The sequence below is a fragment of the bacterium genome, assembly GCA_004299235.1.
In the GTDB taxonomy this organism is placed as follows: domain Bacteria; phylum Chloroflexota; class Dormibacteria; order Dormibacterales; family Dormibacteraceae; genus SCQL01.
Genome location: SCQL01000004.1, coordinates 33,858 through 58,831, shown reverse-complemented (window position 1 = coordinate 58,831; position 24,974 = coordinate 33,858). Strand labels below are relative to the sequence as shown.

The following is a 24,974-nucleotide window of genomic DNA, read 5'->3' as shown; positions in this document are numbered from 1 at the left end:
CCGCACATGGCGATGTCGCGACAGGTCGCAGCGATGGCGAAGTACCTGCTGGTAGCGCATCAGACCGCCGAGCGACAGGAGCTGCTCGACGCGGCCCTGGAGCTGGCCGCGTCGGACGCGCAGGCGGAGTTCACGCTGCTCGTGCCGGCAACCCCCGTGGCCCATCTCCTGGCGTGGGAGGAGGGCGAGACCAAGGCGGTGGCTCGATCCAAGGCCCGGTCGGCGACGGTGGCGCTCGAGCGCAACGGGATCAAGGTCACGGAGGCCAGGGTCGGAGACGCGGACCCGGTCCTTGCCGTCCACGACGAGTTCGTGGCGGGGCGGCGCTATGACGCGATCGTCATCTCGACCCTGCCGGCGGGCGTGTCTCGATGGATCGGGATGGACGTCGTCAGCCGGCTGCGCCGGCAGCACCCGCGTGTGCGCCTGATCCACGTGGTCGCCAGGGAAGCGTCCCGACCGCGCGGCGGTGAGCCTTAACTCAGCCTGATGTCGATCGAACGGTTGCTCGACTCGAGGGCCATGACGAAGTCGTATCGGTCCGCTCGGAGGATGCTCTCCATGTACTCGATCGGACGGCCGAGCTGGTCCCTCGTCAACCGCCCGACCGCCAGGACGACCGCCGGCTGATCCAAGCGCAGCTTCTTGGTCTCCTGAGCCGAGGCGAGACGGGCGGCCAGGTGCTGGCGCGCGGACGAGAACATGGTTCCGTATTTCTCTTCGGCGAGCGTGGTGATCGGCCGGTCGAGCTGCTGCTGCAGGAGGCGCGGAAACAGCGCTTTGGGCAGCCAGGCGATCTCACAAGCCACCGGCTCGTCACCGGCCTTGAAAACGCGCTCCAGGCGATAGAGCGGCGCGCCGGCTCGAACGCTCAACTCCATGGCGACACGAGCATCGATGACCACCTCGGCGGACCGCACCTCAATGCTCATGCGATAACCACGGCTGACGAATCCTTCACTGAACAGGCCGGCAAGCTTGGTCGCCTCCTGCAGCACGGGCCTCTGCTTAACGACCAGGGGCCGGCGCGGGCCCCGACGTTCCAGCCAGCCTTCCCTCTGCAGTTCATCAAGCGCCCGGCGAACCGTGGCCCGGGCCACCCGGAACTCCGTCACGAGGTTCTCCTCAGTGCTGATCGGAGCCTCCGCCCTGAACTCACCAGACTCGATGCCCAGCTTCAAAAGCTGGACGAGCTGGTACCACAGAGGAATCGGGCTGGCCGAGTCCAGCTGTCGAGCCGCAGGGATCGTACCCGCGTACAGCTGCATTGCCGCCCATCCGTCCTTCTGGGTTCTCGCCAAGGGAGAAGTCATCCTACAACCTGTTAACTTTCGTGAACTCGGTTCCGAGGGCCCGTGCCGCCGGCTCCGCAAACGCCTTGTTCGCTAACTCGAGAGGTGCGCGATTATGTCGCTTGTCTCCTTGTCGAGCTGAGACTGCATCGGCTTCTCAATGCCTTCCAGGAAGGACTTGAAGGCCGGATCGCCCTGACGGATCGCCCACCCTACTTGGATGGGCAGCAGAGGCTTGGCAATGCAGGTCTGGGGATCGGGGATGAACTTGAGCTGCGGATACTGATGCTGGATCTGGCCCACCAGCGGGGCATCGAAGCCCGCAATATCGGCGCGCCCGCTCAGGACCGGCTCCAGCGCGTAGACCTCTCCCGGAGCGGCCACGTACTGCATGATCTTCAGGTTCGGCCAGATGGTGGGCAGGGTGCTCACCTCGGCGCCGCCCGAGACCTCCGCGTCGACGATCCCGCCCTTGTTGAAGTCGGCGACCGAGCTGACCTTGTTGTTGGACTGGAGCGCGAACCAGCAATACCCATCCACCGAATAGGTGATGAAGTCCACGACCTTCTTCCGCTTGTCGGTCTCGTTCAGCGGGGTGATCGAAATATCGATCTGACCGGTCTGCACGGAGGTGACCTTGGTGTCGTCGCCGACGTCGACCAGCTTGAGCGGCACTCCGAGCTGTTTGGAAACCGCCTGAGCCAGCGTCCAGGATGGACCCGACCAGGCGCTGGTGCCCCCGGTTGGGTTCTGGACCAGCCAGGGCGGGCCGGCCATGACGCCGACCTTCAGGTACCCGTTCTGCAGGATCCGGTCGATCGTCGGACTGACGCCCGCGGCCGGAACTCCGGCTGGACGGGTGCTGGAGCCGGCAGCGCTCGAGCCGCCGCCGCACCCCCCCACCATCAGCGCCGCCGCCAGCAGCGCCACAACCATCGGACTACGTCGCATGTGTTCTCGCCTCCATCTGTCTGATTAAACGAATGTGCGCACAATAGGACAAAAGCGGCGGATCGTCAATGGCCGCCGGAGCCGGCCTGCGCCACGAGCAAACGGGCGCGGCGAGTGATCTCGGCAGCATCGCCGCCCGCGATCGCGCCGGCCGGCGCCAGCCAGCCACCGATCCCCAAAACCACCCGGTCGAGCGACAGATAGCCGGCGATCGTGTCCGCGGTGATGCCACCCGTGGGCATGAAAACGACTTCCGGGAAGACCGCTCTCAGGCTTTTGATCAGCCCAGCGCCGCCCGCGGCGTCAGCGGGAAAGACCTTGATCAGATCGGCGCCGGCGCGCCGGACCGCGTCCACCTCGGTGGGCGTGATCCCGCCCAGCGCACACGCCGCCCCGGCCTGGTGCGCCGGGGCCACGAGCTCCGACCGGCCGGCCGGCGAGACGACGAAGCGCGCTCCGGCGGCCAGCGCGGTCAGGCAGTCTTCTGGTTCGAACAGAGTCCCGACGCCGACCAGGCGGACCTCTCGCGCCAGCTGTGACACGACCGCCGGCCAGCCGGGTACGGACGTTGTCACCTCCAGGGCGTCGATGCCGCCGGCCAGCGCCGCCCGAGCCACCAGCAGCGCGGCCTCGGCGCTCTTGGTGCGGATCACCGCGACCAGCCGGGCACGAACGAGCTCGGATGCGGGCTCAATCAACACGGGCCACCCGCATCAGCTGCCGCAGCTCGGTGTCGTTCGGGAGCGCGGAGGCCGTCCCCGGACGCATGATCTTGAGCCCGGCCAAGCGGTTGCCGAACTCCCCGGCTTCGGCCACGTCGAAGTTCGACAACAGCCCGTGAAGGAAGCCCGCGTTGAAGACGTCCCCCGCACCGCTGGTGTCGACGGCGGCCTTCGGCACCGCCGGCACGTGGACCGGGCTCGGGGAGGCGGCGGTGGCCACCCAGCAGCCGGCCGAACCCACCTTGTAGGCCACCACCCGCGCGCCCATCTCGATGAATCGAGCGCACACCTCGCCCGGTTCGGAGGTCCCGAACAGCGTTTCCGCCTCCTCGGGCCCGCTGGGAAACGCCACGTCGATCAGGCCGCGCAAATCCGCAAGCGCCTCACACGCCGCCTGCGGCGAGACCAACCGAGACCTGTAGTTGGTATCGAAGGCGGTGACCACCCCGTGGTCGCGGGCACAACGCATCGCCAGCCGCACCGCGTCTCGGCAACTCCCGGAGATGGCCTGCGTAATGCCGCTCGTATAGAAGAGCGAGGCCCGGGCAATCTCCGGCAGTGGGAGGTCTGAGCTCGTGAAGCGCGACGCGGCGCTGCCATGGCGGTAATACGTGAACTCCCGCTCGCCGTTGCCGCCGACGGAGATGAAATAGACGCCCGTGGGCGCCTCGCTGCCCCCGACCAGAGTGGCGTCGACGCGGCAGCGTGCCCATTGCGCGCGCAGGTAGTCGCCAAACGCGTCCGCGCCGAGCTTGGAGATATATCCGCACGAATGCCCGAGGCGGGCGAGCCCGGCCAGGGTGTTGAACGTATCTCCGCCAAAGGTCCGGATGAAGGTGTCCGGCGCGGCCGGTTGCGCATCGGCCCGGAACTCGACCATGCATTCGCCGAAGGCCAGGACCTCGGCGCCGCCGGGCGCCTTGAACGCCAGGGCACCACTCACCAGACGACACAGCCCAGCAGATCCCAGAGCGAAGGCCTGAGCAGTTTGACCAGGGCCTCCATGAAGTAGTGATCGCCATACATGGTGGAGACGTCGATGCCCGAGCCTCGTGGGACATCGACGCTGACATGCCGCAGAAGACCGGGCGCCTGGGGATCCCGCTGCAAGCAGTCTTTGACGAGTCCCGTCAATATGCCGACCGCCGCCGCCGCGTACCGCGTGTGGCCGGCGGCACGAGACAGCTCGAGGAGGCCGGAGGCGGCGATGGCGGAGGCGGCCGCATCGCGCGGCTCACCGGGACCGGCGCGATCGAAATCCCAGGGCGCGAGCGACGCGCCGGCCATGCGTTCCAGAAACGTGTCCGCGAGCCGGCCCGCCAGCTCGATCCAGTCCGCGCGCCCGGCCAGCACGCCCAACCGGGTGAAGCCGTACAGCGCCCAGGCCTGACCTCGGGTCCAGCACGACGTGGCCGATGCGCCCTGATGCGTGTCCGGCCGGACCCGAGCCGGATCGGCAGGGTCGTGATGGATGACGTGGACCGTCGACCCGTCCTCCCGGACGTGCTGCCGCGCGATGGTTTCCGCCACCGCGCGACCGATGCCGTCCAACCTGGATTCGCCCCTCACCCTCGCGGCCCAGAGCAGAAGCGGGAGGTTCATCACCGTGTCCACGATCGCGAGGCCGGCATATGCCTGGTCGCCCTCTGATGGATCCCAAGCGGGGATGAACCGGCCGAGGGGTCGATATCGCGAGGCGAGGGAGTCGGCGGCGCGAAGCGCGACCGCCTGCAGCTCCCGCTCACCGGTGATGTTGAAACCCCTGACGAAACTGGGCTCGAACAAAAAACCCATGTCGTGGGTGGTCCGGTCATCGGCACGTGGAGCCAGCCGGCGGCACCAGTCGCGACATCGGGATTCCAACCCGCCGTTCTCTTCGACCATGCTGGCGAGCCAGAGCATCCCGACGAAGAAACCCGCGGTCCAGCGGCCGTGCTCGCTGACCAGCCATGCGCCGTCACGTGTGATGTGCGGGAAGGCGGCAAGCCCGGCGGCGTCCCGTCCCGCCCGTTCGACCGCCAGCTGCAGGGCTTGCTCGAGCTGATTCCTATCCGCCCGGCCGAGCTGATGTCCGGTCGCGCCGTCAGTGTCCAAGGGACATCTCCCTCAGGCCGCCGTCGAGATCGCCGGCCGCCCCGTTCCTGTGCTCTGGATCCTTATCCCAGTGCAGCTGGCTGAGGAAGCGTCGAGTTCTCGGCTCTTGGGCGCCGTGGAAGATCACCTCCGGCGTGGAGAGCTCGATGATCCTGCCTTGGTCAAACATGGCCACCCGGTCGGCGAAGCGCTCGGCGAAGGTCATCTCGTGCGTGACCACGACCATGGTCATGCCTTCCTCGGCCAGCGCCCTCATCACGCCAAGCACCTCGCCCACGAGCTCCGGGTCGAGAGCGGAGGTGACCTCGTCGAAAAGCATCGCTCGCGGCTGCATCGCCAGCGCTCGGGCGATGGCCACCCGCTGCTGCTGGCCGCCCGAAAGCTCGGCCGGCTTGGCATCGACCTTGTCCTCGAGCCCGACTTTGGCCAGCAGGTTCATGGCCTGCTCCCTGGCCTCAGCACGCTTCATCTTGAGGACGGTGCGCGGTCCCTCCATGACGTTGTCCAGCACGGACATGTGCGGGAAGAGGTTGAACTGCTGGAAGACCATGCCGATGTGGCGGCGGATCTTGACCAGGTCGGCGCCGGGAGCGGCTATGTCCACGCCCTGAAAAAAGATGGACCCTCCTCCGATCGGCTCCAGTCCGTTCAAGCACCGCAGCAGGGTGGACTTGCCGGAGCCGCTCGGGCCGATGATGCAAAGGACCTCGCCTCGATGCACATCGAGATCCACGCCACGCAGAATCTCGGGGGTTCCGTAACGCTTGACCACCCCACGACAGCTGATCACCACCTCAGCCCCATCGTTGCTCCTAGAGCTCATTGACTCGCATCCTCCTGTAGAGGTAATCGACAATCTTGGCCTGCGGATAGCCGAGGATCAGGTAGAGCAGAGCCGTCGCGCTGAGGATCTCAAGCGACCGGTAGGTGTCGGATCGGAGGATGAGGCTCTGATACATGAGGTCCGGCACGGCGATGAACGACACCAGCGAGGTCGCCTGGAACATCGACACCCACTGACTGCCGAGCGGCGGGATGATCCTGCGCACGGCCTGGGGCAGCACCACCCGCGTCATGACCTGAACGCGGTTCATACCCAGCGCGAGCGCGGCCTGCTTTTGGCCGGCGGCCACCGATTGGATGCCGGCCCTGAAGATCTCTGAGTTGAAAGCGGTGAGGTTGAGGCTGAGCGTCGCCAGGCCGGCGGCAAAAGGGGGCCACGAGACGCCGAACACATATGGCATGCCGTAGAAGATCCAGAAGAGTTGGATCAGAAACGGCGTCGTCCGGAAGGTCTCGACATAGAACACGACGACTAGCCGCAGCGGCGCCCAGGGGCTCAGCCGGGCGAAGGCCAGAAGCAGACCTCCGATCGAACTCAGAAGCATGGTCAGGACGGCCAGCACCAGAGTCATCTCGATGCCGGCGACGAAAAACCCGGCATTCTGCGGGATGACGCTCCAATCCCACTGGTAGCCCATGTCGCCTAACCCGCCGTCAGCGGCACGAGGCGCCGGTACACCGCGTTCACTCCCAGAGTGACGGGATAGGTGAGCACCACATAGACGATCGCGATGGCGGTGAAGATTTCAAAGGGACGGGCATAGAGGCCGTTCAGGGTTGCCGCCTGGTGCATGAGCTCGGCCACCGCGATGCCATAGAGCAGCGATGAGTCCTTGATCAGCGACACCAGCTGGGAGCCCATCGGCGGCAGCATGCGCACCGCGGCCTGAGGCACGATCACCCGATAGAGGGCCTGGAACGGGGTCATGCCGAGGGCCAGAGCCGCCAGGCGCTGGCCCGGCGAGATCGAGCCCAGACCGGCCCGGAAGACCTCGCTCATGAAGGCCGCGTACTGAACGCCGAGGCTGATGACCCCAGCCAGGAATGGCGACATCTCGCCATTGACGAGCACCGGCAGCGCGTAAAAGACCCAGACCATCAGCGCCAGCAGCGGGATCGACCGCATGACATCGACCACGAAGCCGAGCCCTCGATCCACCGTCTTGCCGCCGTAGATCCTGAGCACGGCCACCGCCAGGCCGAGCGCCGTGGCCAGCAACATGCCGAGCGCGCAGACCTCCAGGGTGACGACAAGCCCCTGGAGCAGGAACTGCCAGTGGTCCGTGACCGCGCTGAAATCGAAGCGTGGGATCAGGAACACGATCTACAGAGCCAGGCGAGCCATCAGACAGGGGCCGCTTCCGGCATCGATGACCGGACAAAGCCCGCCTCGGCGTCGAAGAGGCGAGCCGGCATCTCCTTCACCTCGGCCGCCACCTCCGGGCGAAAGCCCATGGCGGCGATGACCGACTCCAGCGAGCATCCGGGTGCGATCTCGGTCAGGGTGAGGCGGCCCGATCGGAGCTCGAAGACGGCGCGCTCGGTGATGTAAACCGGGCTGATCCGGTTCTCAGCCGTCGCCGGGTCGTAAGTGACCTGGTCGAGCGTGGAGACGAACTTCGGCAGCCCTTCACGCTCAATCCCCCAGCCGGCGCCGGCCTGCGTCAGGCGTGCTCCCGCGGTCAGCATCCCCAGGAAGACGACCTGGCCGGCACGCCGAGAGATGTCGATGAAGCCGCCCGGGCCGGTGAGCTTGTCGGCGAAGCGGGAGACATTCACCCGTCCTCGTGGATCCACCTGCGCGAAGGAGAGAAACGTCTGATCGAGACCGCCGCCATCGTAAAAGTCGAACTGAGTCGGGACGTCGATGAGCGCGTCGTAGTTGACCGCGGCGCCCGCGTCGAGTCCGACCGCCGGGTTGCCGCCATAAGTGCCCTGCTCCACGGTGAGATTGAGGATTGCCTCCAGCCCCTCTTCGGCCAGGATCGTGGCGACGCCGTTGGCGACCCCAAATCCCAGATTCACCAGGGTGTCCGGTTTCAGCAGCTGGGCCGCCCGTCGCGCGATCACCTTGCGAGGGCCACCTGGAAGCGGTTCAATGGCCGTCGCCGGCACCCGATAGCGACCGCTGTAGGCGTCGCTGCGCTTGGTCACGTAGGTGACCGGCGCGTCGGGCTCGACTACAAGGTAGTCGATCAACGCGGCCGGCACCTGCACCAGGCGCGACGGCAAGGAGTGGCGTGCGGCGACTTGAGCCACCTGGGCGACGACCACGCCACCGCTGTTCTTGACCGCCTGCGCCAGCTGCAGGTTGTCACCCAGCGCCGGCTCATCAAGCATGCAGAGGTTGCCTTCGACATCCGCGACGGAGGCGCGGATCAGGCCGACCTGGATCGGGAAGCTCGGGTAGAACAGGTACCGGACGCCGTCGATCTCCAGCCGCCTCACGTACTCCGCCATTCCGGGATGGCTGCGCGCCCCCTCCAGCTCCGGGTCCACGAACGTGCCGATGCCGGTCTTGGTGATCAGGCCGGGCCGTCCGGCGGCGATCTCCCTGTACAGCTGGCAGATGACGCCGGCCGGGAGCACGTAGGCGGACATCTCGCCCGCCAGCAGCATCGCCATCAGGTTCTTGTTGTGCGCGTAGTGCGAGCCGTAGAAGGTCTTCACGAAACCCGAATGAGCGAAGTGCTCGATTCCGCGATTGGTCTTCTGGTCGCCCAACCCCATGGTGTGCACCAGAGTCAGGTCTTTGGGCCGGCCCACCTCCAGAAACCGCTCCTCCAGGGCCGCGAGCACAGACTCGGCGACAAGATGGCCGCATCCAGTCCCGCCGACCGCCACGCTCGTGCCGTCCGCGACCAGCGCGGCCGCCTCACCAGCCGTAACAACCCGGGCTTCTCTAGGCACCGGCATTGCTCCGAGAAGGCTTGGCGAGGGCCTGGCCCATGGCCTGCTTGATATCCGATTCGGACCACGCCATGGCCGCCGCGGCGATGCTCGTGTTGACCGCTGACGAGTAGCCCTGGTCCAACCAATTCAGGATCAGCCGCTTCTGGCGGGAGTACGAAGCTCCGGGATAGGATGCCAGCTCGCGAGCGGTGCGCTCGGATTCGCGCCTGAGGTCTTCGCGATCCGCGACGACGCGCGTGACGATGCCCCACGTCGCCGCCTCGCGTGCGGTGAGCACCTCGCAACCCAGGATCAGCCGGCGGGTCAGGCCGAGGCCGCCGAAATACATGAACAGGGCCGTCTCGTTCCCGTTGACGGCGCCGAACTTGAGCTCCGGCATGCCGAAACGCGCATCCTCGGTCGCCACGCAGATGTCGCCGCACATCGCCAGCTGGCAGCCCGCACCGAGGGCATGGCCGGCGACCGATGTGATGACCGGCTTGGGGCAGGTCAGCACGCTCTCGAAGCAGGCGTGCTCGACGGTGAGCATCGCCTCTGCCTCGGCGGCACTGAAGCCGCTCATCTCCTTGATGTCGCTGCCGGCCGAGAACGCCCTGTCGCCGGCGCCGGTCAGCAGGATCGCCTGGACCGCGGGGTCGGAGCCAAGGCGACCGAAGGTCTGGGTCAGCTCCTGCTTCATCGATCGCGAGAGGGCGTTCAGGACCTGAGGGCGGTTAAGGGTGACGGTGGCAACGCCTCCCGACACCTCGCAAATGATCTCTTCGCTCACGGGCGCCTCCTTTGTATGTAAGTACGAATCTAGGAATCTTAGGCCTCGACTGCGCGGGGGTCAAGACTTCTCTGGATCCGGCACCGTGCGGGTGCTTCAGACGCGGCGGCCCGGCCAGGAGCAGAAAAGGAGGTCAGGTGGGGTGTCGCGAACCCGACCAAGCGGGGATCGCGGACGATCAGGCGGCTGGGCCTGATGTCATCCGCGTGTCAACGATCCGATCTCGAAAACGCCCGACCTTCCCGACGGCTCTGCCGATGAGCCTCGGTTAGGAGTCACCTCGACGGACCACCGAGTCCCTGGTCCACGAGCCGTTCACGAGGCGCAGGATCCCCAGCGGGTTGGCGTCGTTCAGCGCTTGCGGCAAGGCCCTGTCCGGAAGGTTCTGGAAAGCGACCGGACGCTGAAAGCGTTTGATCGACGTCGCCCCCACGGAGGTGTGCTGGGGGAAGGTTGAGGCTGGATACGGGCCACCATGGTGCATGGCGGCAACCACGGCGACCCCGGTCGGATAGCCGTTCCAGATCAGGCGCCCCACCTTCTCCTGCAGCACCGACTGGAGCGCGGCCGCCTTGTCATCATCAGCGTCGGTCGCATGGAGCGTGGCGGTCAGGTTGCCCTGCATTCGCGAGGCCACCTCCACCATCTGCTCGACAGAGCGGCAGCGCACGATGACGGCAACCGGTCCGAAGTGCTCGTCGACGAGCTCCGGGGTGGCCAGAAAGACGTCGGCGGTCGTGGTGAGCACGGTTTCCGGACAGACCAGGCCCACGCCGCCGGTGCTGGGACCACCCGTGAGAACTTCGACCCCAGGCAGCCCCAGGGTATGGTCGAGCTGGCGCGTGAGCCGGTCGTAGATGCCCTGGTTCAGGAGCGGTCCCGTGGCCTGCCGGCCCGCCAGCTCCGCCACCCTGCCGGCAAAGGCACGTCCGGGCTCGCCATCGACGACGAAGACCAGCCCCGGTTTCGTGCAGAACTGGCCGGCGCCCATGGTGATCGAGGCGACCAGGCCCTCGGCGATCTCACCTCCGCGGGCCTCCAGCGCCGAGGGCAGCACGAAAAGCGGATTGACGCTGCCCATTTCGGCATAGACCGGAATCGGCTCGGCGCGCGCCGCGGCGAGGTCGAAGAGCGCCCGCCCCGCACCGAACGACCCGGTGAAACCCACGGCCTTGATCTCCGGCGCCTGGACCAGCTGCTGTCCGACCTGAACGCTGTTGCCCTGCAGCATCGAGAAGGTCCCGGGCGCCGCATCCGTAGCCCGTAGAGCTTTCAGGATCGCTTGAGCGCAGAGCTCCGAGGTGGCGGGGTGTGAGGGGTGTGCCTTGACCACCACGGGACAGCCGGCGGCGAGCGCCGACGCGGTGTCCCCGCCCGGGACGCTGAACGCGAGCGGGAAGTTGCTGGACCCGAAAACCGCCACCGGCCCGATGGGAAAGAGCATGCGGCGCAGATCCGGGTGCCGTGGCTGACCCGGCGCATCGGCCGTATCGATGATCGCCTCGACGTATGAGCCTTCTTTGAGGAGCGCGGCGAAGGCCCGGAACTGGCCGCAGGTCCGGGCTCGCTCGCCCTCCAGGCGTTCCAGGCCGAGCCCGGTCTCTTCGCGGGCGGTGTCGAGCAGAAGCTGGCCAAGAGCCTCGACCTCCACGGCCACGGCCTCCAGGATCTCCGCCAGCCGGGCGCTGGAATAGGTCTTGGTGATGGCGAAGGCGGCGGCTGCCGCCGCGGTCGCGCGCGAAACCTCGGCCGGCGAAGCCTCGTGGAACCTGAGCTTCCCCGGCTCGCCGGTGGTGGGGTTATGGGCCACGAAGGTGGTCGCGCCGGCCTGATGTTCCTCGCCGGCGATCAGGTTGGCACCCGTGACGTGAGTGGGATTGACGGTCACGTTGCGTAGCCTAAGAGGTGGCGGTCGATGGCCTGAGCGCGCTCGAGCGGGAGCTCGTCGCCAAGCGAGATGGCAGCCTTGCAGGCCTGGACGGCACGCGGCGGGTGGCCGGCGATCCGGCGCGCCAGCTCGACCGCCCGCGCGATCGCCTCGCCCGGGGCGGCGAGCTCGTCGACCAGGCCGATCCGGTACGCCTCTTCGGCGTCGACCCGTTCGCCGCTGACCACCATCCGCGTCGCCATCCCCCGCCCGACGAGCCGGGCCAACCGTTGCGGGCCGGCGGCGCCGGGCACACCGCCGAGGTTGATTTCCGGCAGGGCGAAGAAGGCATCGGAGGCGGCCACCCGGAGATCGCACGCCATCGCCAGCTCAAGGCCTCCACCCAGCGCATAGCCGTTGACCGCCGCGATCACGGGCGCGCGCACGCGCGCGATCGATAGAAAGATCGCCTGGTAGCGGGTGTTGCGCGGCACCGCGTCGGAGGGCGCCGCCGCCCGCAACCCGCGAATGTCAACCCCCGCCGAGAAGATGCGGGGTCCGCCGGTCAGCACCACCGCGTGGATGTCAAGCGCGCCATCGATCTCGGCGAAGACGCGGCCGAGCTCGTCGCGAATCTGGTTGTGGATGGCGTTGACCGGGGGCCGGTCCACGGTGACGACGGCAAGCCGCTCAGCCTTCTCGACACGGACGAACTCGCAATCAGCATCCATCTCAGATCACCTGTTGCGAACGGAGGTCCTGAATCCGTTCCGGCGTGCAGCCGGCCAGCTCGCGCAGGACCTCCTCGGTGTGTGCGCCGAGCACCGGCGGCGGGAGCTGGATCACGCAGGCGGTGTCCGAGAACTTCTCAGCGAAGCCGACCTGCGGGATCTCGCCCAGCGTCGCGTGCTTGACCTTGAGGAGCATCTGGCGATGCAGGACCTGAGGGTCTTTGAAGACCTCGTCGACAGTGTTCACCGGAGCCGCGGCCGTCCCGGTCGCATCCATCACCGCCAGCCATTCCGCGGTGGTCCGGGTGGCGATGATCCTCTCCAGGATCGTATAGAGCTCACCCCGATGCTCAGCCCGTGAGCCCATCGACGTGAAGCGAGGGTCGGTCGCCATCTCGGGGATGCCCAGCGCCTCACAGAGCTGGCGCCAGGTGCCCTCGCTGCCCGCGGCCAGCATGAGCCAGCCGTCCTTCGTCTGAAGGGCCTTCCAGGGCGTGTTCCACTCGTGCTCGGAGCCCCAGCGTCCGGCGACCACGCCTCCGATCAGATAGGAGCTGGCCGCCATGCTGAGCACGGCCGTCGCGCTCTCCATCAGCGACGTATCGACCCGCTGGCCGCGCCCGCTTCGCTCCCGAGCGTAGAGGGCGGCGGTGATCGCGTCCTTCGCGAAGAGCCCGGTCAGGTTGTCGATGATCGACACGCCGAGCTTGGCCGGCGGTCCGTCGCGCTCGCCAGTCATGCTCATGAGTCCGGAGATCGCCTCGGCGGTGGCGGCGTAGCCGGCCTTGTGAGCGTAGGGCCCGTCAGGTCCCCAACCCGAGATCGAGCAGTAGATCAGACGCGGGTTCTCCGCGAGAAGCCGCTCGCTGTCCAGCCCATAGTCGGCCGCCTTGCCGGGCCGGAAGTTCTCGACGAAGACATCCGAACGCCGGATGAGCTCGCGTGCGATCCGCTGCCCCTCGGGCTTCCGGAGATCGAGCGTGACGCTCTTCTTGTTGCGGTTCACCGCCAAAAAGGCGCTGTTCTCGCCCTGCACGCTTGGGTTGGCCTGGTGCCGGGTGGTGTCACCGACGCCGGGCTGTTCGATCTTGATGACCTCCGCCCCCTGGTCGCCCAGAAGCATCGTGCAGAAGGGACCGGCGAGCGCGCGGGTCACATCCACGACTCGTATCCCGGCCAGGGGTGGCGGTGCGGCAACGTGGTCGTTCATCAGCTGGCAGTCTCCAAATCGGCGTCGATGGGCAAGGCTCGCTCCGCCGGTATGTGGAGGAAGACGCGCTCCCCCTCCGCCAGCAGATCGCGCGGGAATCCGTGGACCTTGAGCTCTCCCCCCGGCCAATCGACGGTGTAGTTGACGGTGTCTCCCAGCAGCACCCGCCGCCGGATTTGCGCCGGCCACTGGTTTTCCTGCGTGGGTTGCGGGCGCCGTTGCAGCTCGGGGTACACGGTGCGCACGGCGAGCAGATGGCGGCCCTCGGCCGTCCGCCTGGGCGGCTTGAGGCGAGGTGCGCAACGGATGGTGGCCTCCCCCACGGTGAAGACGCCGGGGCCCCCCGCCGGGTCTTCCACGAGGCCGCCCGCGAGGATGTTCGCCGCCCCGATGAAGTCCGCCACGAAACGCGTGCGCGGGGTGTCGTAGATCTCCATCGGACCGCCCTCCTGCTCGATGACGCCCTTGCTCATGACCACGATGCGGTCGGAGATCGCCATCGCCTCCTCCTGGTCGTGGGTGACGAAGATGGTCGTGGCTCCGAATTGCCGTTGCAGCTCTTTGAGCTCATCGCGCATGCGCGCGCGCAACCGCGCATCGAGGTTGGAGAGGGGCTCGTCGAGGAGCAGGGCTTTGGGGACGTAGGCGTAGCTCCGCGCCAGCGCGACCCGCTGCTGCTGGCCGCCACTGAGATTGGTGGCCGGTTGGTCGATGTACTCCTCCATGCCGACCATGCGCAGCACCTCCTCGACCCGCTGTCTCGTCTCCTGCCGGCCCCGGCGGCGGACCTTGAGTCCGTAGGCGATGTTCTCGAACACGGTCATGTGCGGCCAGATCGCATAGGACTGGAAGACCATCGAGAGGTCGCGCCTCTCGGTGGGCACGTTGATCCCCAGCTTCGAGGAGAAGATGACCCGCCCGTCGATGACGATCTCGCCGGAGACCGGTGTCTCCAGGCCGGCGACACAGCGAAGCGTGGTCGACTTGCCACAGCCCGAGGGACCGAGCAGGGAAAGCTGCTCGCCCTTGCGGACGCTGAACCTGACCCCTCGCACCGCCAGCGCACCGCCGTACGCGGCCACCAGGTCGCGGACTTCGATGAACGACTGTGACTCCCCGGCAGCCGCCGCAGCTCCGACCTGCCCGTCTGGTGTCGCGAGGCTCGCCTCGACCACCTCAGCGCCCGACCAGGCGAGGCGGCCGCTTCTCGAGGAACGCAAGCAGGCTTTCGGCCCGGTCCTCGGTCCCGGCCACCTTCTCGACGAACAGCAGGTCGATCGCCTGCGCGCGCTCGATCGGCAGCTCCGAGCCGAGGCTGATCGCCTGCTTGCAGGCCTGGACCGACAGCGGCGGCTTGGAGGCGATGCGCTGCGCCAGATCGAGAGCCACCGGCAGGGCCTGGCCGCTGCCGGCGAGCACGTCCACGAGGCCGATCCCGTACGCCTGCCGCCCGTCGATCGGGTCCCCGGTGAGGACCATCAGCTTGGTCTTGCCCTGGCCGATCAGCCGGCTCAGGCGCTGCATCCCGAATCCCGGCACCCCGCCGAGGTTGATCTCGGGGAGGCCGAACGAAGCGTCTTCAGCGGCGACCCGGATATCGCAGTAGACGGGGAGCATGCAACCGCCGCCGAGCGCATATCCATTCACCGCGGCGATGACCGGGGCACGGAGGTTGGAGATGCCCCGGCAAATGCTCTCGAAGCGCTGGTTGCGAGGCACCGCCTGCGCCGGATGGTTGGCGTTCTCCTGGTTGAGCTCCTTGATGTCGACGCCGGCGGAGAAGAAGCGATCGCCACCCGTCAGGACGACCACGTAGACGTCGCCGCGACCGGCCAGCTCCTCGAACGTCGAGGCGAGCTCCTCCCCGAGCGCCTGGCTGATCGCATTGACCGGCGGCCGATCGATGGTCACGACCACGACGTGTCCGACCGTCTCCGTCCTGACGAACTGGTTCTTCGCCCCACTCATGCGCTCATCTCCTCTCGGGTCACCCGGCGCACCACCAATAGAGCCACCAGGACGATCGCGGCCTGAACAACAGCCAGCGCGCTGACCCTGGGAAGGCCGCCGGAATCCCAGAAGTTGAAGATTGCCGGGCCCAGCACTCGAGTCGAGGCGCCCGATAGAAACAGCGAGGCGCTGACTTCGCGCACCGAGATCATAAAGAGCAGCACCCAGGCCGCCAGCAAACCGGAACGGAGCAGCGGGAGGTTGATCGAGGCCATGGTGCGCAGCCAGCCCGCCCCGACCACCCGCGATGCCTCCTCAAGCGAGCGATCGATCTGCACGACCACCCCGCTCAGGGTCCGGAACGCCAGCGGGAGGAAGACGATCACGTAGGCGAGCAAGACGGCGAAGATGGTCCCGTAGATGTTGATCGGGAGGGTCAGCACCATCCAGAGCAGACCGACGGCGAGGATCAGCCTGGGCATGGCCTGCGGAGCCATGGTGACCTGCTCGAGCAACCCGCGGCCGCGGCCGCGGGTGCGATACACGACCCAGGCGATGACGGTCGCCAGCGCCACCCCGAGGGTGCCCGTGCCGACGCCCAGGATCAGGCTGTTGACGATCGCCTCACGGGTGGTCGGAAAATCGATCAGGACGTAGTGGTAGTTCTGCAGCGTCCAGCTCGATGCCGCGAGTGACAGCTCACTCGAATGCTGAAAAGAGGCGAGGATGAGAACGCCGAGCGGCAGGACCAGCGCGATCAGGACGTAGAGGCACTCGAACAGGAACAGAAACGGCGTCCAGCCCCGCATGTCGATCGGCCGCGGCCGGTACGTGCGGCCCGAGATCACGGCGTACGACCGGCCGCGGACGGCACGGCCGTAGAGGAGCACCGCCAGCACCGTGATGGCGATCATCACCACTCCCAAGGCGGCCGCGAGGGGATAGTCGGGCGGATAGCCCTGGAACAGCATGTAGATGGCGGTGGTCGCGACGTAGAAGCGCGAGTTGGCCCCGAGTATGGTGGGGATGGCGAAGGCGCCCATCATCGAGGCGAATAGAAACAATGCGGCGGACAGGATGGCCGGCAGCATCAGCGGCAGGGTGATGCGGAGCGCCGTACGAGCGTTGCCGGCGCCCAGGATCATCGAGCACTCTTCCAGGGAAGGGTCCATGCGCCGCATCGCCGCGCCGATCATGAGCACGGCGACCGGGGCCTCGAAGATGGCCATCACGAAGACGATGCCGGCCACGCTGTAGGTGTTGACCAGAGTGACGTGCTGCCCGGTGAGGCTGGTGAAGATCTGATTGAGGAGGCCGGCACGGGGCGAGCCGAGCTCGCTCCAGGCCAGCGCACCGACCAGGGGGCCGATCGGGTACGGGATGGCGACCAGGACCTCGAAGACCCGGCGCCCAGGCACGGTGGTCCGGTAGAGGATCCAGGCCAGCACTACCGCGATCCCGGTCGCCAGCAGCATCGCCGACACCGAGACCAGCAGGCTGTTGGCGACCCAGTTCAGATGCTGGAGCACCTCCGGAAAGCCCCCGAGGCCGAATTGGACAACGGGGATCTGCTCCGGGTCGCCCGTGTTGAACGCCATCGTCACGAGGAGAAACAGCGGGTACCCGATCAACACGAGCAATAGCGGCAGGAGGAGCAGCGCCGGCAGGCTGCTCCCGCCCCTGATCCGTGCCAGCAGCCTGCCGTACGCCGCACCGCCGCCGGCCGCCGGCGGCTCGGCTAGAGGCCCGAGATGTGATTCCACAATTTCACGAACTGGGCGTGGTTGGCGGTCAGCACGTAATCGGAATAGTCGGCCGGCAAGAGCAGCTTCACCGCGGCCAGCGGCGGCACTCCGGGGACGGTGACCCCGGATCGGACGGAGTAGTTGCCCTCGATGCCGGCCCACGCCTGCTGCCCCTCCTCGGAGAGGAGGTAGTCGATGTAGGCCTTGGCCGCATTCGGTTTCTTGGTCCCACCGATGATGCCCGCGACCTGGAGGTTCGCGGGAGCCCCAGTGGGCGGGATGACCACGTTGATCGGCTGGTGGGCGTGGAGCGCCTGGTAGTGCTGGAAGATGCTGACCTTGGCGCCGATCAGGAGCTCGCCCCTGTAGACGTCCTGCATCATCTGGGTCGAGGAGGCGTAGATGCGCGGCTGCTGCTCGGCCAGCCGGTCCCAGTAATCCGCCGGGAGCTTGTCCTTGAGGAGATACCACCAGGCGTACTGCGTGCCCGCCGAGGAATCCTGAAAGCCGATCTGGCGCTTCCAGCGGGGCGCCAGCAGATCCTCATACGTTTTTGGAGCATCGCCGGGCTGGACGTGGTCGGTGCTGTACATGATGGCCGCGACGTTGATCATGTAAGTGGTCCAGAAACCCTCCGGCCTGCTCTTGTAGGCCGCCTCGTAGGCATGCATCTCCTTCGAGATGTACTGCTGCAACCGGCCCTGCTGGCGCAGGTGCTCCATGACACTCACGTCCGAGGTGTCGTAGACGTCGTACTCGCTGCTCCCTCCAGACCGCAGCTCGGCTTCGAGCTTGGGCAGGGCAGCTCCCGGGAGCAGGCGCTGCTCCGTGGCCTGGATGCCGGTCTTGGCGGTGAAGGCCTGGACGAACTTGACCATGTCGGCTTCGATATCACCGTGCAGGACGACCAGAGTGCCTTCCTTGCGGGCCGCCTCGAGGTCAGGACCGGCAGACGCGACGCCGGCGCCGGGGGGTTGGGGAGCGCTGCCGCAGGCTTCCAGCAGCGCGCCGAGCGCTGGGGCTGAGAGCCCGAGCAGCAGGGCGCCCTTCAACAGCGCGCGCCGCGAGGGGCGGTCGCGCAGGACGTCTGACCACAACCGCTGGAAATCCTGGACGGTACGGATTCGGTCGTTCATCGGGATTCCTCCAATGTCGGCTGAGAGGAATGACGCGCCTCTCGGCGGTCGCTCCTCGACCACAACTCGTACTCACCACGGGTCTGGGAATCGGGCGGATAGACGCCACGAAGCGGCGCACCGGCGGCGATCTTGCCGAGGATGAACCGTTCCATGCGCTCCTGCTCCGCGGCCGGCTGCGCAATTTCGGGCGCCAGGTGACGAGGGACGCAGATCACGCCCTCCTCGTCACCGACCAGGATGTCCCCCGGATAGATGGCGACGCCGGCGCAGCTGATCGGGACCTGCATGTCCACCACGTGGTGGCGGGCCAGGTTGGTGGTGGCCGCGACCCCCGCCACGAATGCGGGGAACTCCATCTTCCGGATTTCCCCCGAGTCTCGCAGCGAGCCGTCGGTGACGAATGCAACCGCCCCCCGCTTCAGCAGGCGCGTCAGCAGGATCTGCCCGGCTGACGCCGCCCGGACGTCGCTGCGCGAATCGACGACCAGCACCTGGCCTGACTCAACCGACTCCACGGCCCTGCGCTGGGGGTGGTCGTAGTCCTCGTACACCGCGAGGACGTCGAGGTCCTCCCGGCTTGGGATCGAGCGCAGCGTAAAAGCCTCACCGACGAATCGGGCGCAGCCTGGGTTCAGCGGGTAGAGGCCCTGGAGAAACGCGTTGCGCAGCCCGCGCTTGAAGAGCTGCGTGCTGATCGTCGCGGTGCTCACCTCGCCGAGGAGGGCGATCGATGCCGGAAGGTTGGTCATCTGGGCCGTCGCATATGAGATCTCGGAGATCGTATACTACCTTCGACACTGAGGCCTCCGGCGACGGTGTCCAGCCCGGGCGTAAACGAGGCCCGGCGCACGCGATGAGCGGCGCGCCAACCGCTCAGAAGAGAGCTTTCCGCCTCGACGGGATGGTATATCATATCTTGGTGAGCCGACCGAGCGACCCACCCTCGCCGGATCCAATGGGAGCCAAGGCGATCGGCCTCTTGGACGACCGCCAGGTGCTCACCGACCGCGTCTACAGCGCCATTCGGCATGCCATCTTCTCGCTCGAGCTGGAGCCCGGGCAGGCCCTGGTGGAGCGCGACCTGGCCGCCCGCTTCGGGGTGAGCAAGAGCCCAGTCCGCGACGCTCTACAGCGGCTGGCGGGCGAGGGCCTGGTGATTCAGTCGGCCTATCGCGGGATGTCGGTCATTCGCATCGAGCCCGAGCTGGCCGATGAGATCTACGAGCTGCGCGAGCTGCTCGAGGAGATGGCGGTGCGCCTGGCCACGCCACGGATCAGCGATGAGGACATCGCCGCGGCCAAAGACGCGCTCGAGCGCTCCTACGAAGCTCAGCAGAGCGGCGACCTGACGCGGGTGGCGCACTTCAACCGCGAATTTCACGGCATCTTCCCGAGCAACTCCGGCAACCGCCCGCTCATCGAGGCGCTCGCGCGACTCCACGACCGCGTGCGCGTCATCTCGATGATGGGCTGGAAGGCCCGCCCCTCGATGGCCGTTGAGCACGACCAGCACCTGGCCGTGCTCGGCGCGGTCGCGGCGCGGGACGCGCGCAAAGCGGGTCGCCTGATGCGGGACCACGTGCGCTCCTTCCGGGCCGGGTTGAAGGCCGGCCTGCGCGTGCACCAAGATGACGGTGACCGAAGAACTCAGCGCTGACGTCCTGGTCGCGGGCGGCGGCGTCGGCGGCTTGATGGCGGCACTGAGGGCGCAGCTGTCGGGAGCGCGCGTCGTCCTGCTCTCCGGCACGCCGGGCGCTTCCAATCGCATCAGCAGCCTGAACACGGCGCTGGGTGAGGTGCCCGAGGACGCGCCCGCTGCACTGTTCAACGACGTGGTCCGCGCCGGCGGCGCGATCAACAACCTCGAGGTGGTCGCCGCCATGTCGGAGCGCATCGGCGCTGAGACCAGGTTCCTGGAGAGCCTGGGCATCCCGTTCTACCACCAGCACGGCGAGCTGGCGAGGCGGCAGGCTGCCGGAACGACCTGGACGCGCGCGGTCTACTCCCTGGGCATGGTCGGCGTGGACATCTCCAAGGAGATCCGCCGCCGGCTCAAAGCAGCCGGCAGCCAGGTGACGGCGATCCCGCACGGCCTGCTGCTCCAGCTGCTGGTCGAAGATGGGCGGGTGGCCGGCGGGCTGGTCCTGGGCGAGGACAAGCGCCCGGTCACGATCCATGCGCCGGCCGTGGTTCTCGCCACCGGCGGGGCCGGCCAGCTCTTCGGTTACACGACCAATCCGCCCGGCAGCCGCGGCATCGGGTACACGCTCGCGCTCGAAGCGGGGGCGTCGCTCATCGACATGGAGTTCATCTCCTTCGAACCATTCGTCACCGCAGGCCCGCCGCATATGCGGGGCCGCGATCTGCCGACGACCGTCCTCCGGGAGGGCGCCCGGCTGCGCAACGGGCGCGGCGATGAATTCCTCGACACCGGATCGGCACCGAGCAAGGACGTCATCTGCCGAGCCATGGTCGGCGAGGTGCGGGCCGGCCGGGGGACTCCTGGCGGCGCCGTGTACTACGACATCCGCGAAATGGAGCCCGGAATCGTGGCTCGCTACGTGCAGATCGAGCAGGTGCTGCGCGGCCTGCAGCTCACGCCCGCGCAGGGACTCATCGAGGTGATGCCGGCGCAGCACTACCTGATGGGAGGCGTTCGAATCGACGGCCGTGGCGCGAGTGACGTGCCCGGCCTGTACGCGGTCGGGGAGGTCGCCGGCGGGGCCCACGGCGCGCATCGACTCGCGGCCGCCGGCGGCACCGAAGTCGTGGCGATGGGCGCGATCGCGGGCGAAGCGGCGGCGGCGCATGCTCTCGCGAACCGAATCCGCTCACCCGGGCGGGCTCTCCAACCGCAACCCGCGCTCCTCCCCACCTCACTCGATCCGAGTGACCGCCAGCGGCTGGTCCGGATCCGTTCGGCGCTCGACGGCGGTTGCGGGATTCTTCGTGATGAGCAATGCCTCACGAACGCGGTGGCCGAACTCGAAGCCGTCCGCCAGGAACTGGTCGCCACCGACCACGCGCCGACTCACGCCGGAAGAGCGAATCTGGTGGCGCTCGCCATCGCCCGCTCCGCCCTGGCCCGGCGGGAGAGCAGGGGTGATCACTTCCGCTCCGACCACCCCGATCGCGATGACGTCAATTGGCTGGGCAACCTTGAAGTCCAGCTCTCCGAAGACGGTCGCGATCTGCGGCTGAACTACCAGAAGGCGGACCTCGCCGGCAGGTCGTAGGCCCGGGCGGCCGGCCCCCCGGCGGAATAGGGGAAGCGGTGGTTATGCCCCGCCCGCGATTCCGCGGCGCTCCCAGGTGGCGAGGATGCTCCCCACCAGATCTCGCTCGGAATCGCTCAGCAGGCTCAGCGGCGGACGAACCCGGGCTGAGCAGAGTCCGACCGCGGCCAGGGCCTCCTTCACGACCGATACGTTGCGGGCGCTGGCGTCAGCCGCTCTCAACTGCTCGAACGGCTGAATGAGGCGCCAGATGTCCATGACCGCGTCGCTTTCATCACGACGCATGTGCTGCAGCATGGCGAGCGACAGCTGAGGATCCACGTTGACCAGCCCCGACGTGAACCCACGGGCACCGGCGAGCCAGAAGAAGGGCGCCCAGGGCTCGGCCAGGCCGCACACCCAGGCCAGGCGCTCACTGCCGACCTGACCCACCACCTCTGTGAAACGCAGCGGGTCCGGCACCGCGTACTTGATTCCCAGCACGTTCGGGCAGTCGCTCGCGAGGCGATCGAGCAGGCTCGCAGTCACCATGCGGCTGCGCAGGTAGGGAATCAGCGCGAGGTCCGGCAGAGCGGCCCCGATGCTCCGGTGGTACTCCAGCCAGCCTTCAGGAGACTGATACGGATGGACGGGCTGCTGGATCATCAGCGCGGTCGCGCCCAGCTCCTGGGCCGCCCGCCCCATTTCGATCGCGGTGGCCACGTCGTAGCCGGCGGCCGCGATCACCAGGGCGCGGCCGCGAGCCTGCTCGATCGCGAGCTCGGTCAGCCGGTGCCACTCCTTCGACGTCAGCGAGTAGAACTCGCTGGTGTTGCCGTTGACGGTGATGGCGGTCACCCCGGCATCCAGCATTCGATCGAGGACCCGGTTGAAAGCGCGTTCGTCAACGACGCCTTCGGCATCGAAGGGGGTGACCGTGATGGCGACCACGGTCTGCAACCCCTCCCGCACCGCCGAGGTGTCGAGCTTGGACGCGTAGTGCGTCGTCATCTCAGTACCTCGGCCCGAACCACTCGTATGCGGCTGACACGGCAGGATCTCACGCCCTTCATTCGCGGATCAGTGACCACTTGCCGTTGGCACGGCCGTATGCCGCCCAATCCTGGCCGCCCCTGAAAACGAAGATCACGTTGCCATTGGTCGTGATGTCTCCCTTGGCGTCGAAACTGATGGGGCCGTAGGTGCCCGGGTAATTGGAGACACCGGCGACCGCATTCCGCAGCGCCTGCTTGTTGTCGGAACCGGACTTACGCAGGGCGGCGATCAAGATATTCGTGGCGTCGTAGGCGTGCGCCGCCCATTCGGTCGGATTCTGGTGGTAGCGGTTCGAGAAGGCGTCGAAGAACTTCTTGGCCGGCGGGAACCACTTGGGGTCCGGGGCTCCACCGTTGATGGTCCCGACCGCACCGGGACCCGCGATCTCGGTGTAGTTGGTGCCCAGCAGCGCCGCCGACATGAAGGCGGTGGACATGTCGAGCTGCTTCATCTGCTTGGCGATGAGGCCGGCTTCGGGATAGTAACCGCCGTAGACGAGCACGTCCGGGGCGTTCGACTTGATCCGGGTGAGAATCGGGGTGTAGTCAGCAGCGCCAGCCGTGATCGAATCGGTGGCGATGATCTTGCCGCCCTTGGCCGCGAACTCCGCCGCGAAGGCGTCCGTGAAGCTCTGTCCATAGGTGGTCTTGTCGTTGAGCACCGCCGCCGAAGTGGCGTGCAAGGCCTCGACCGCGTAATCGGCCTCGATGACAGGCTGGCCGCGGTCGGCGCGATTGATGGTCCTGAAGAAGTAGTGGTATCCGCGCTCGGTGACACTGGGGGAGGTCGCGCTCACTGACATCACCACCACGCGCGCTCGGTTGGCGATCGGCAATACGGCCAGGGTGATGGCGCTGGAGTCGTGCTCCACGACCGCCGCCACGCCCTCGTTGATCATCTTCTGCGTCAGGGTGGCCGCCTTTGCGGGATCGTCCTGGTCGTCCTCGAAGGTGAGCTGTATCTGCCGCCCGTTGATGCCGCCGGCCGCGTTGGCCTGGTCGACAGCCAGTTGCATCGCGTCTTTACATTGAGCGCCCACATATGCGTCGACCCCGGTGGTCTGGGTAAGGCCGCCAATCACTATTGGGCCGGAGGCATTCCCCGACTGTCCGCCCGGCGCACCGCAGGCGCCGGTCACCAGCGCTCCAATGGCGAGCGCGGCGGCCGGCGCCCAGCCCAGCGCAGTCTTGATGTTCATCTCGGACTCGTGCCTCCTTCAGGAAAAGTCGCCAACAGCAATTGCTCGAGGGCTTGGGCCATTTGGAGGAGCTTCGCGTCTTCGCCGAAGCGCCCGACCAACTGAATACCGACCGGTAAGCCGGTTCCGGGAACAGGGACCGAGATTGCCGGCTGCCCAGTCACGTTGAACGGTCGCGCGAACCGGAGAAGGTCATCATCCGGGTGCACACCTTCCTCGTAGACCGGCGCCACACATGGCGTGGTGGGAAGGATCAGCGCATCCAGGCCGAGCATCGCGACTTCGACCTCATGGCAAATCCGCTCGCGCTCCCTCCGCGCTTGGAGGTAGTCCACGGCGCCAAGGCGAAGCCCGATCTCGAGATACTCCTGAACCTCCTGGTCGTGGTAGTCGGCGTCCCCGGACAGCCGATCCCGATACGTGAGGACGGCCTCTGGCCGCACGATGCGCTTGTGAGTCGCGACCATCCGCTCGAGATCGGGCACCGCCACCTCTTCAGCGTTGGTCTCCAAGCCGCGCCAGGCTCGGGCCACATCGTGGTCGAGGCCGGTCAGCCACCGGCTGGGCACGCCCAGTCGGTAGCTCCCGAACGCCGGGCCAACCTCCTCTGACACGAGCTCCGGGCGGCCCGACATCAGCGCGATCGCCGACGCCGCGGTCCGGACGCCTGGAGCCAGCACCCCGACTGTGTCCAGAGTCGGACTGAGGACACTGACGCCCTGGGTGCTGACGAGGCCGAGCGTCGGCTTGAACCCGACCACTCCGCATAGCGACGCGGGCATGCGCACCGAGCCACCCGTGTCGGTACCGATCGCCCACGAGCAGAGACCGGCCGCGACCGCCGCGGCCGAGCCGCCGGAGGACCCACCTGTGATCCGCCGCTCATCGCGTGGATTGAGGACCCGGCCGTAGTGCGGATTGGCGCAGGCGACGTTGACGCTCAAGTTGGTCTTGCCGATCACCAGGCAACCGCCCGATCGGATCGCCCGGATGACGTCCGCATCCTCGGCGGCGGGGCGCAGGCCGCGCGCGCTGGCGCCAGTGGTGGTGAGCATGCCCTGGACGTCGACCACGTCCTTGACCGCCACCAAGGGACCTTCGCCGTCCTCATCCGTGAGGGCGATGAAGGCGTTCAAGCGAGCAAGGCGCTTGATGGCAGCCCTGGCGTCAGCTGCGATCACTTGCAGCTCACCCTATAATTGCGCTCGCATACGCCGTATGATACATCATATTCCATATGATACATCACATGCCGGGCCCCGCGGGATCGCCGGGTCAG

General features: G+C 67.3%; 24 protein-coding genes. 3 read left to right on the top strand and 21 right to left on the bottom strand.

From position 1 onward, the window contains the following. Positions 1-6 precede the first annotated feature (6 nt). Complete coding sequence (locus EPN29_02220; protein TAN34711.1) at positions 7-480, top strand: hypothetical protein; 474 nt, start codon at positions 7-9, stop codon at positions 478-480. Here the strand turns inward: EPN29_02220 and EPN29_02215 are convergent. From EPN29_02215 to EPN29_02130, 18 genes are all read right to left on the bottom strand, one after another. Beyond that, a complete protein-coding gene (locus EPN29_02215) occupies positions 477-1,313 on the bottom strand; it encodes a GntR family transcriptional regulator (protein ID TAN34710.1) in 837 nt (278 codons plus the stop codon). The two genes, EPN29_02220 and EPN29_02215, sit on opposite strands and share 4 nt — an antisense overlap. Positions 1,314-1,385: 72 nt before the next feature. Further along, on the bottom strand, positions 1,386-2,243 hold the full coding sequence (locus EPN29_02210; protein ID TAN34709.1) for a transporter substrate-binding domain-containing protein: 858 nt from the start codon (positions 2,241-2,243) through the stop codon (positions 1,386-1,388). A gap of 65 nt (positions 2,244-2,308) precedes the next feature. Further along, positions 2,309-2,944, bottom strand: coding sequence for a 2-dehydro-3-deoxyphosphogluconate aldolase (locus EPN29_02205; GenBank protein ID TAN34708.1), 636 nt, complete (start codon positions 2,942-2,944; stop codon positions 2,309-2,311). Then, positions 2,934-3,908, bottom strand: coding sequence for a sugar kinase (locus EPN29_02200; protein TAN34707.1), 975 nt, complete (start codon positions 3,906-3,908; stop codon positions 2,934-2,936). Before EPN29_02200 ends, EPN29_02205 begins: the two co-directional genes overlap by 11 nt. Continuing rightward, positions 3,905-5,059: a glucuronyl hydrolase gene (locus EPN29_02195; protein TAN34706.1), complete on the bottom strand. Its 1,155-nt coding sequence runs from the start codon at positions 5,057-5,059 to the stop codon at positions 3,905-3,907. Before EPN29_02195 ends, EPN29_02200 begins: the two co-directional genes overlap by 4 nt. Continuing rightward, the gene (locus tag EPN29_02190) at positions 5,049-5,882 is read right to left on the bottom strand and encodes an amino acid ABC transporter ATP-binding protein (GenBank protein ID TAN34705.1); all 834 of its coding nucleotides are present in this window, start codon (positions 5,880-5,882) and stop codon (positions 5,049-5,051) included. The genes EPN29_02195 and EPN29_02190 overlap by 11 nt, the downstream gene beginning before the upstream one ends. Then, positions 5,872-6,540: an amino acid ABC transporter permease gene (locus EPN29_02185; GenBank protein TAN34704.1), complete on the bottom strand. Its 669-nt coding sequence runs from the start codon at positions 6,538-6,540 to the stop codon at positions 5,872-5,874. Before EPN29_02185 ends, EPN29_02190 begins: the two co-directional genes overlap by 11 nt. 5 nt (positions 6,541-6,545) lie before the next feature. Further along, positions 6,546-7,226 (bottom strand): amino acid ABC transporter permease, encoded by a 681-nt coding sequence (locus EPN29_02180; GenBank protein TAN34703.1) that lies wholly within the window; start codon positions 7,224-7,226, stop codon positions 6,546-6,548. A gap of 20 nt (positions 7,227-7,246) precedes the next feature. Continuing rightward, on the bottom strand, positions 7,247-8,818 hold the full coding sequence (locus EPN29_02175; GenBank protein TAN34702.1) for a hypothetical protein: 1,572 nt from the start codon (positions 8,816-8,818) through the stop codon (positions 7,247-7,249). After that, positions 8,805-9,584 (bottom strand): enoyl-CoA hydratase/isomerase family protein, encoded by a 780-nt coding sequence (locus EPN29_02170; protein TAN34701.1) that lies wholly within the window; start codon positions 9,582-9,584, stop codon positions 8,805-8,807. The genes EPN29_02175 and EPN29_02170 overlap by 14 nt, the downstream gene beginning before the upstream one ends. Before the next feature lie 268 nt (positions 9,585-9,852). Then, positions 9,853-11,472 (bottom strand): aldehyde dehydrogenase (NADP(+)), encoded by a 1,620-nt coding sequence (locus tag EPN29_02165; protein TAN34700.1) that lies wholly within the window; start codon positions 11,470-11,472, stop codon positions 9,853-9,855. Then, positions 11,469-12,182: an enoyl-CoA hydratase/isomerase family protein gene (locus tag EPN29_02160; GenBank protein TAN34699.1), complete on the bottom strand. Its 714-nt coding sequence runs from the start codon at positions 12,180-12,182 to the stop codon at positions 11,469-11,471. The genes EPN29_02165 and EPN29_02160 overlap by 4 nt, the downstream gene beginning before the upstream one ends. 1 nt (position 12,183) lies before the next feature. Next, positions 12,184-13,392 (bottom strand): CoA transferase, encoded by a 1,209-nt coding sequence (locus EPN29_02155; GenBank protein ID TAN34698.1) that lies wholly within the window; start codon positions 13,390-13,392, stop codon positions 12,184-12,186. Continuing rightward, positions 13,392-14,612, bottom strand: coding sequence for an ABC transporter ATP-binding protein (locus tag EPN29_02150; GenBank protein ID TAN34697.1), 1,221 nt, complete (start codon positions 14,610-14,612; stop codon positions 13,392-13,394). Before EPN29_02150 ends, EPN29_02155 begins: the two co-directional genes overlap by 1 nt. After that, positions 14,569-15,360, bottom strand: a complete 792-nt coding sequence (locus EPN29_02145) for a hypothetical protein (protein ID TAN34696.1) — start codon at positions 15,358-15,360, stop codon at positions 14,569-14,571. Before EPN29_02145 ends, EPN29_02150 begins: the two co-directional genes overlap by 44 nt. Continuing rightward, positions 15,357-17,105 carry an iron ABC transporter permease gene (locus tag EPN29_02140; GenBank protein TAN34695.1) on the bottom strand — a complete coding sequence of 583 codons (1,749 nt, stop codon included), beginning with the start codon at positions 17,103-17,105 and terminating at the stop codon, positions 15,357-15,359. Before EPN29_02140 ends, EPN29_02145 begins: the two co-directional genes overlap by 4 nt. Beyond that, a complete protein-coding gene (locus EPN29_02135; GenBank protein ID TAN34694.1) occupies positions 17,081-18,223 on the bottom strand; it encodes an extracellular solute-binding protein in 1,143 nt (380 codons plus the stop codon). Before EPN29_02135 ends, EPN29_02140 begins: the two co-directional genes overlap by 25 nt. Continuing rightward, positions 18,220-18,975, bottom strand: coding sequence for a ribonuclease activity regulator RraA (locus EPN29_02130; protein ID TAN34693.1), 756 nt, complete (start codon positions 18,973-18,975; stop codon positions 18,220-18,222). The genes EPN29_02135 and EPN29_02130 overlap by 4 nt, the downstream gene beginning before the upstream one ends. Here EPN29_02130 and EPN29_02125 point away from each other — a divergent pair. Both EPN29_02125 and EPN29_02120 read left to right on the top strand, forming a co-directional pair. After that, on the top strand, positions 18,957-19,883 hold the full coding sequence (locus EPN29_02125; GenBank protein ID TAN34692.1) for a GntR family transcriptional regulator: 927 nt from the start codon (positions 18,957-18,959) through the stop codon (positions 19,881-19,883). The two genes, EPN29_02130 and EPN29_02125, sit on opposite strands and share 19 nt — an antisense overlap. Continuing rightward, a complete protein-coding gene (locus EPN29_02120) occupies positions 19,855-21,462 on the top strand; it encodes an FAD-binding protein (protein TAN34691.1) in 1,608 nt (535 codons plus the stop codon). Before EPN29_02125 ends, EPN29_02120 begins: the two co-directional genes overlap by 29 nt. 42 nt (positions 21,463-21,504) lie before the next feature. On the opposite strand, the gene EPN29_02115 is transcribed toward EPN29_02120, so the two are convergent. Genes EPN29_02115 through EPN29_02105 form a run of 3 tightly spaced genes read right to left on the bottom strand, consistent with a single transcriptional unit; the run spans position 21,505 to position 24,882 of the window. Further along, entirely contained in the window at positions 21,505-22,452 is a 948-nt protein-coding gene (locus EPN29_02115; GenBank protein ID TAN34690.1) for a dihydrodipicolinate synthase family protein, read from the bottom strand. 58 nt (positions 22,453-22,510) lie between these two features. Further along, positions 22,511-23,695, bottom strand: coding sequence for a branched-chain amino acid ABC transporter substrate-binding protein (locus tag EPN29_02110; GenBank protein TAN34689.1), 1,185 nt, complete (start codon positions 23,693-23,695; stop codon positions 22,511-22,513). Then, positions 23,692-24,882 (bottom strand): amidase, encoded by a 1,191-nt coding sequence (locus EPN29_02105; protein TAN34688.1) that lies wholly within the window; start codon positions 24,880-24,882, stop codon positions 23,692-23,694. Before EPN29_02105 ends, EPN29_02110 begins: the two co-directional genes overlap by 4 nt. Between the last annotated feature and the right edge of the window lie 92 nt (positions 24,883-24,974).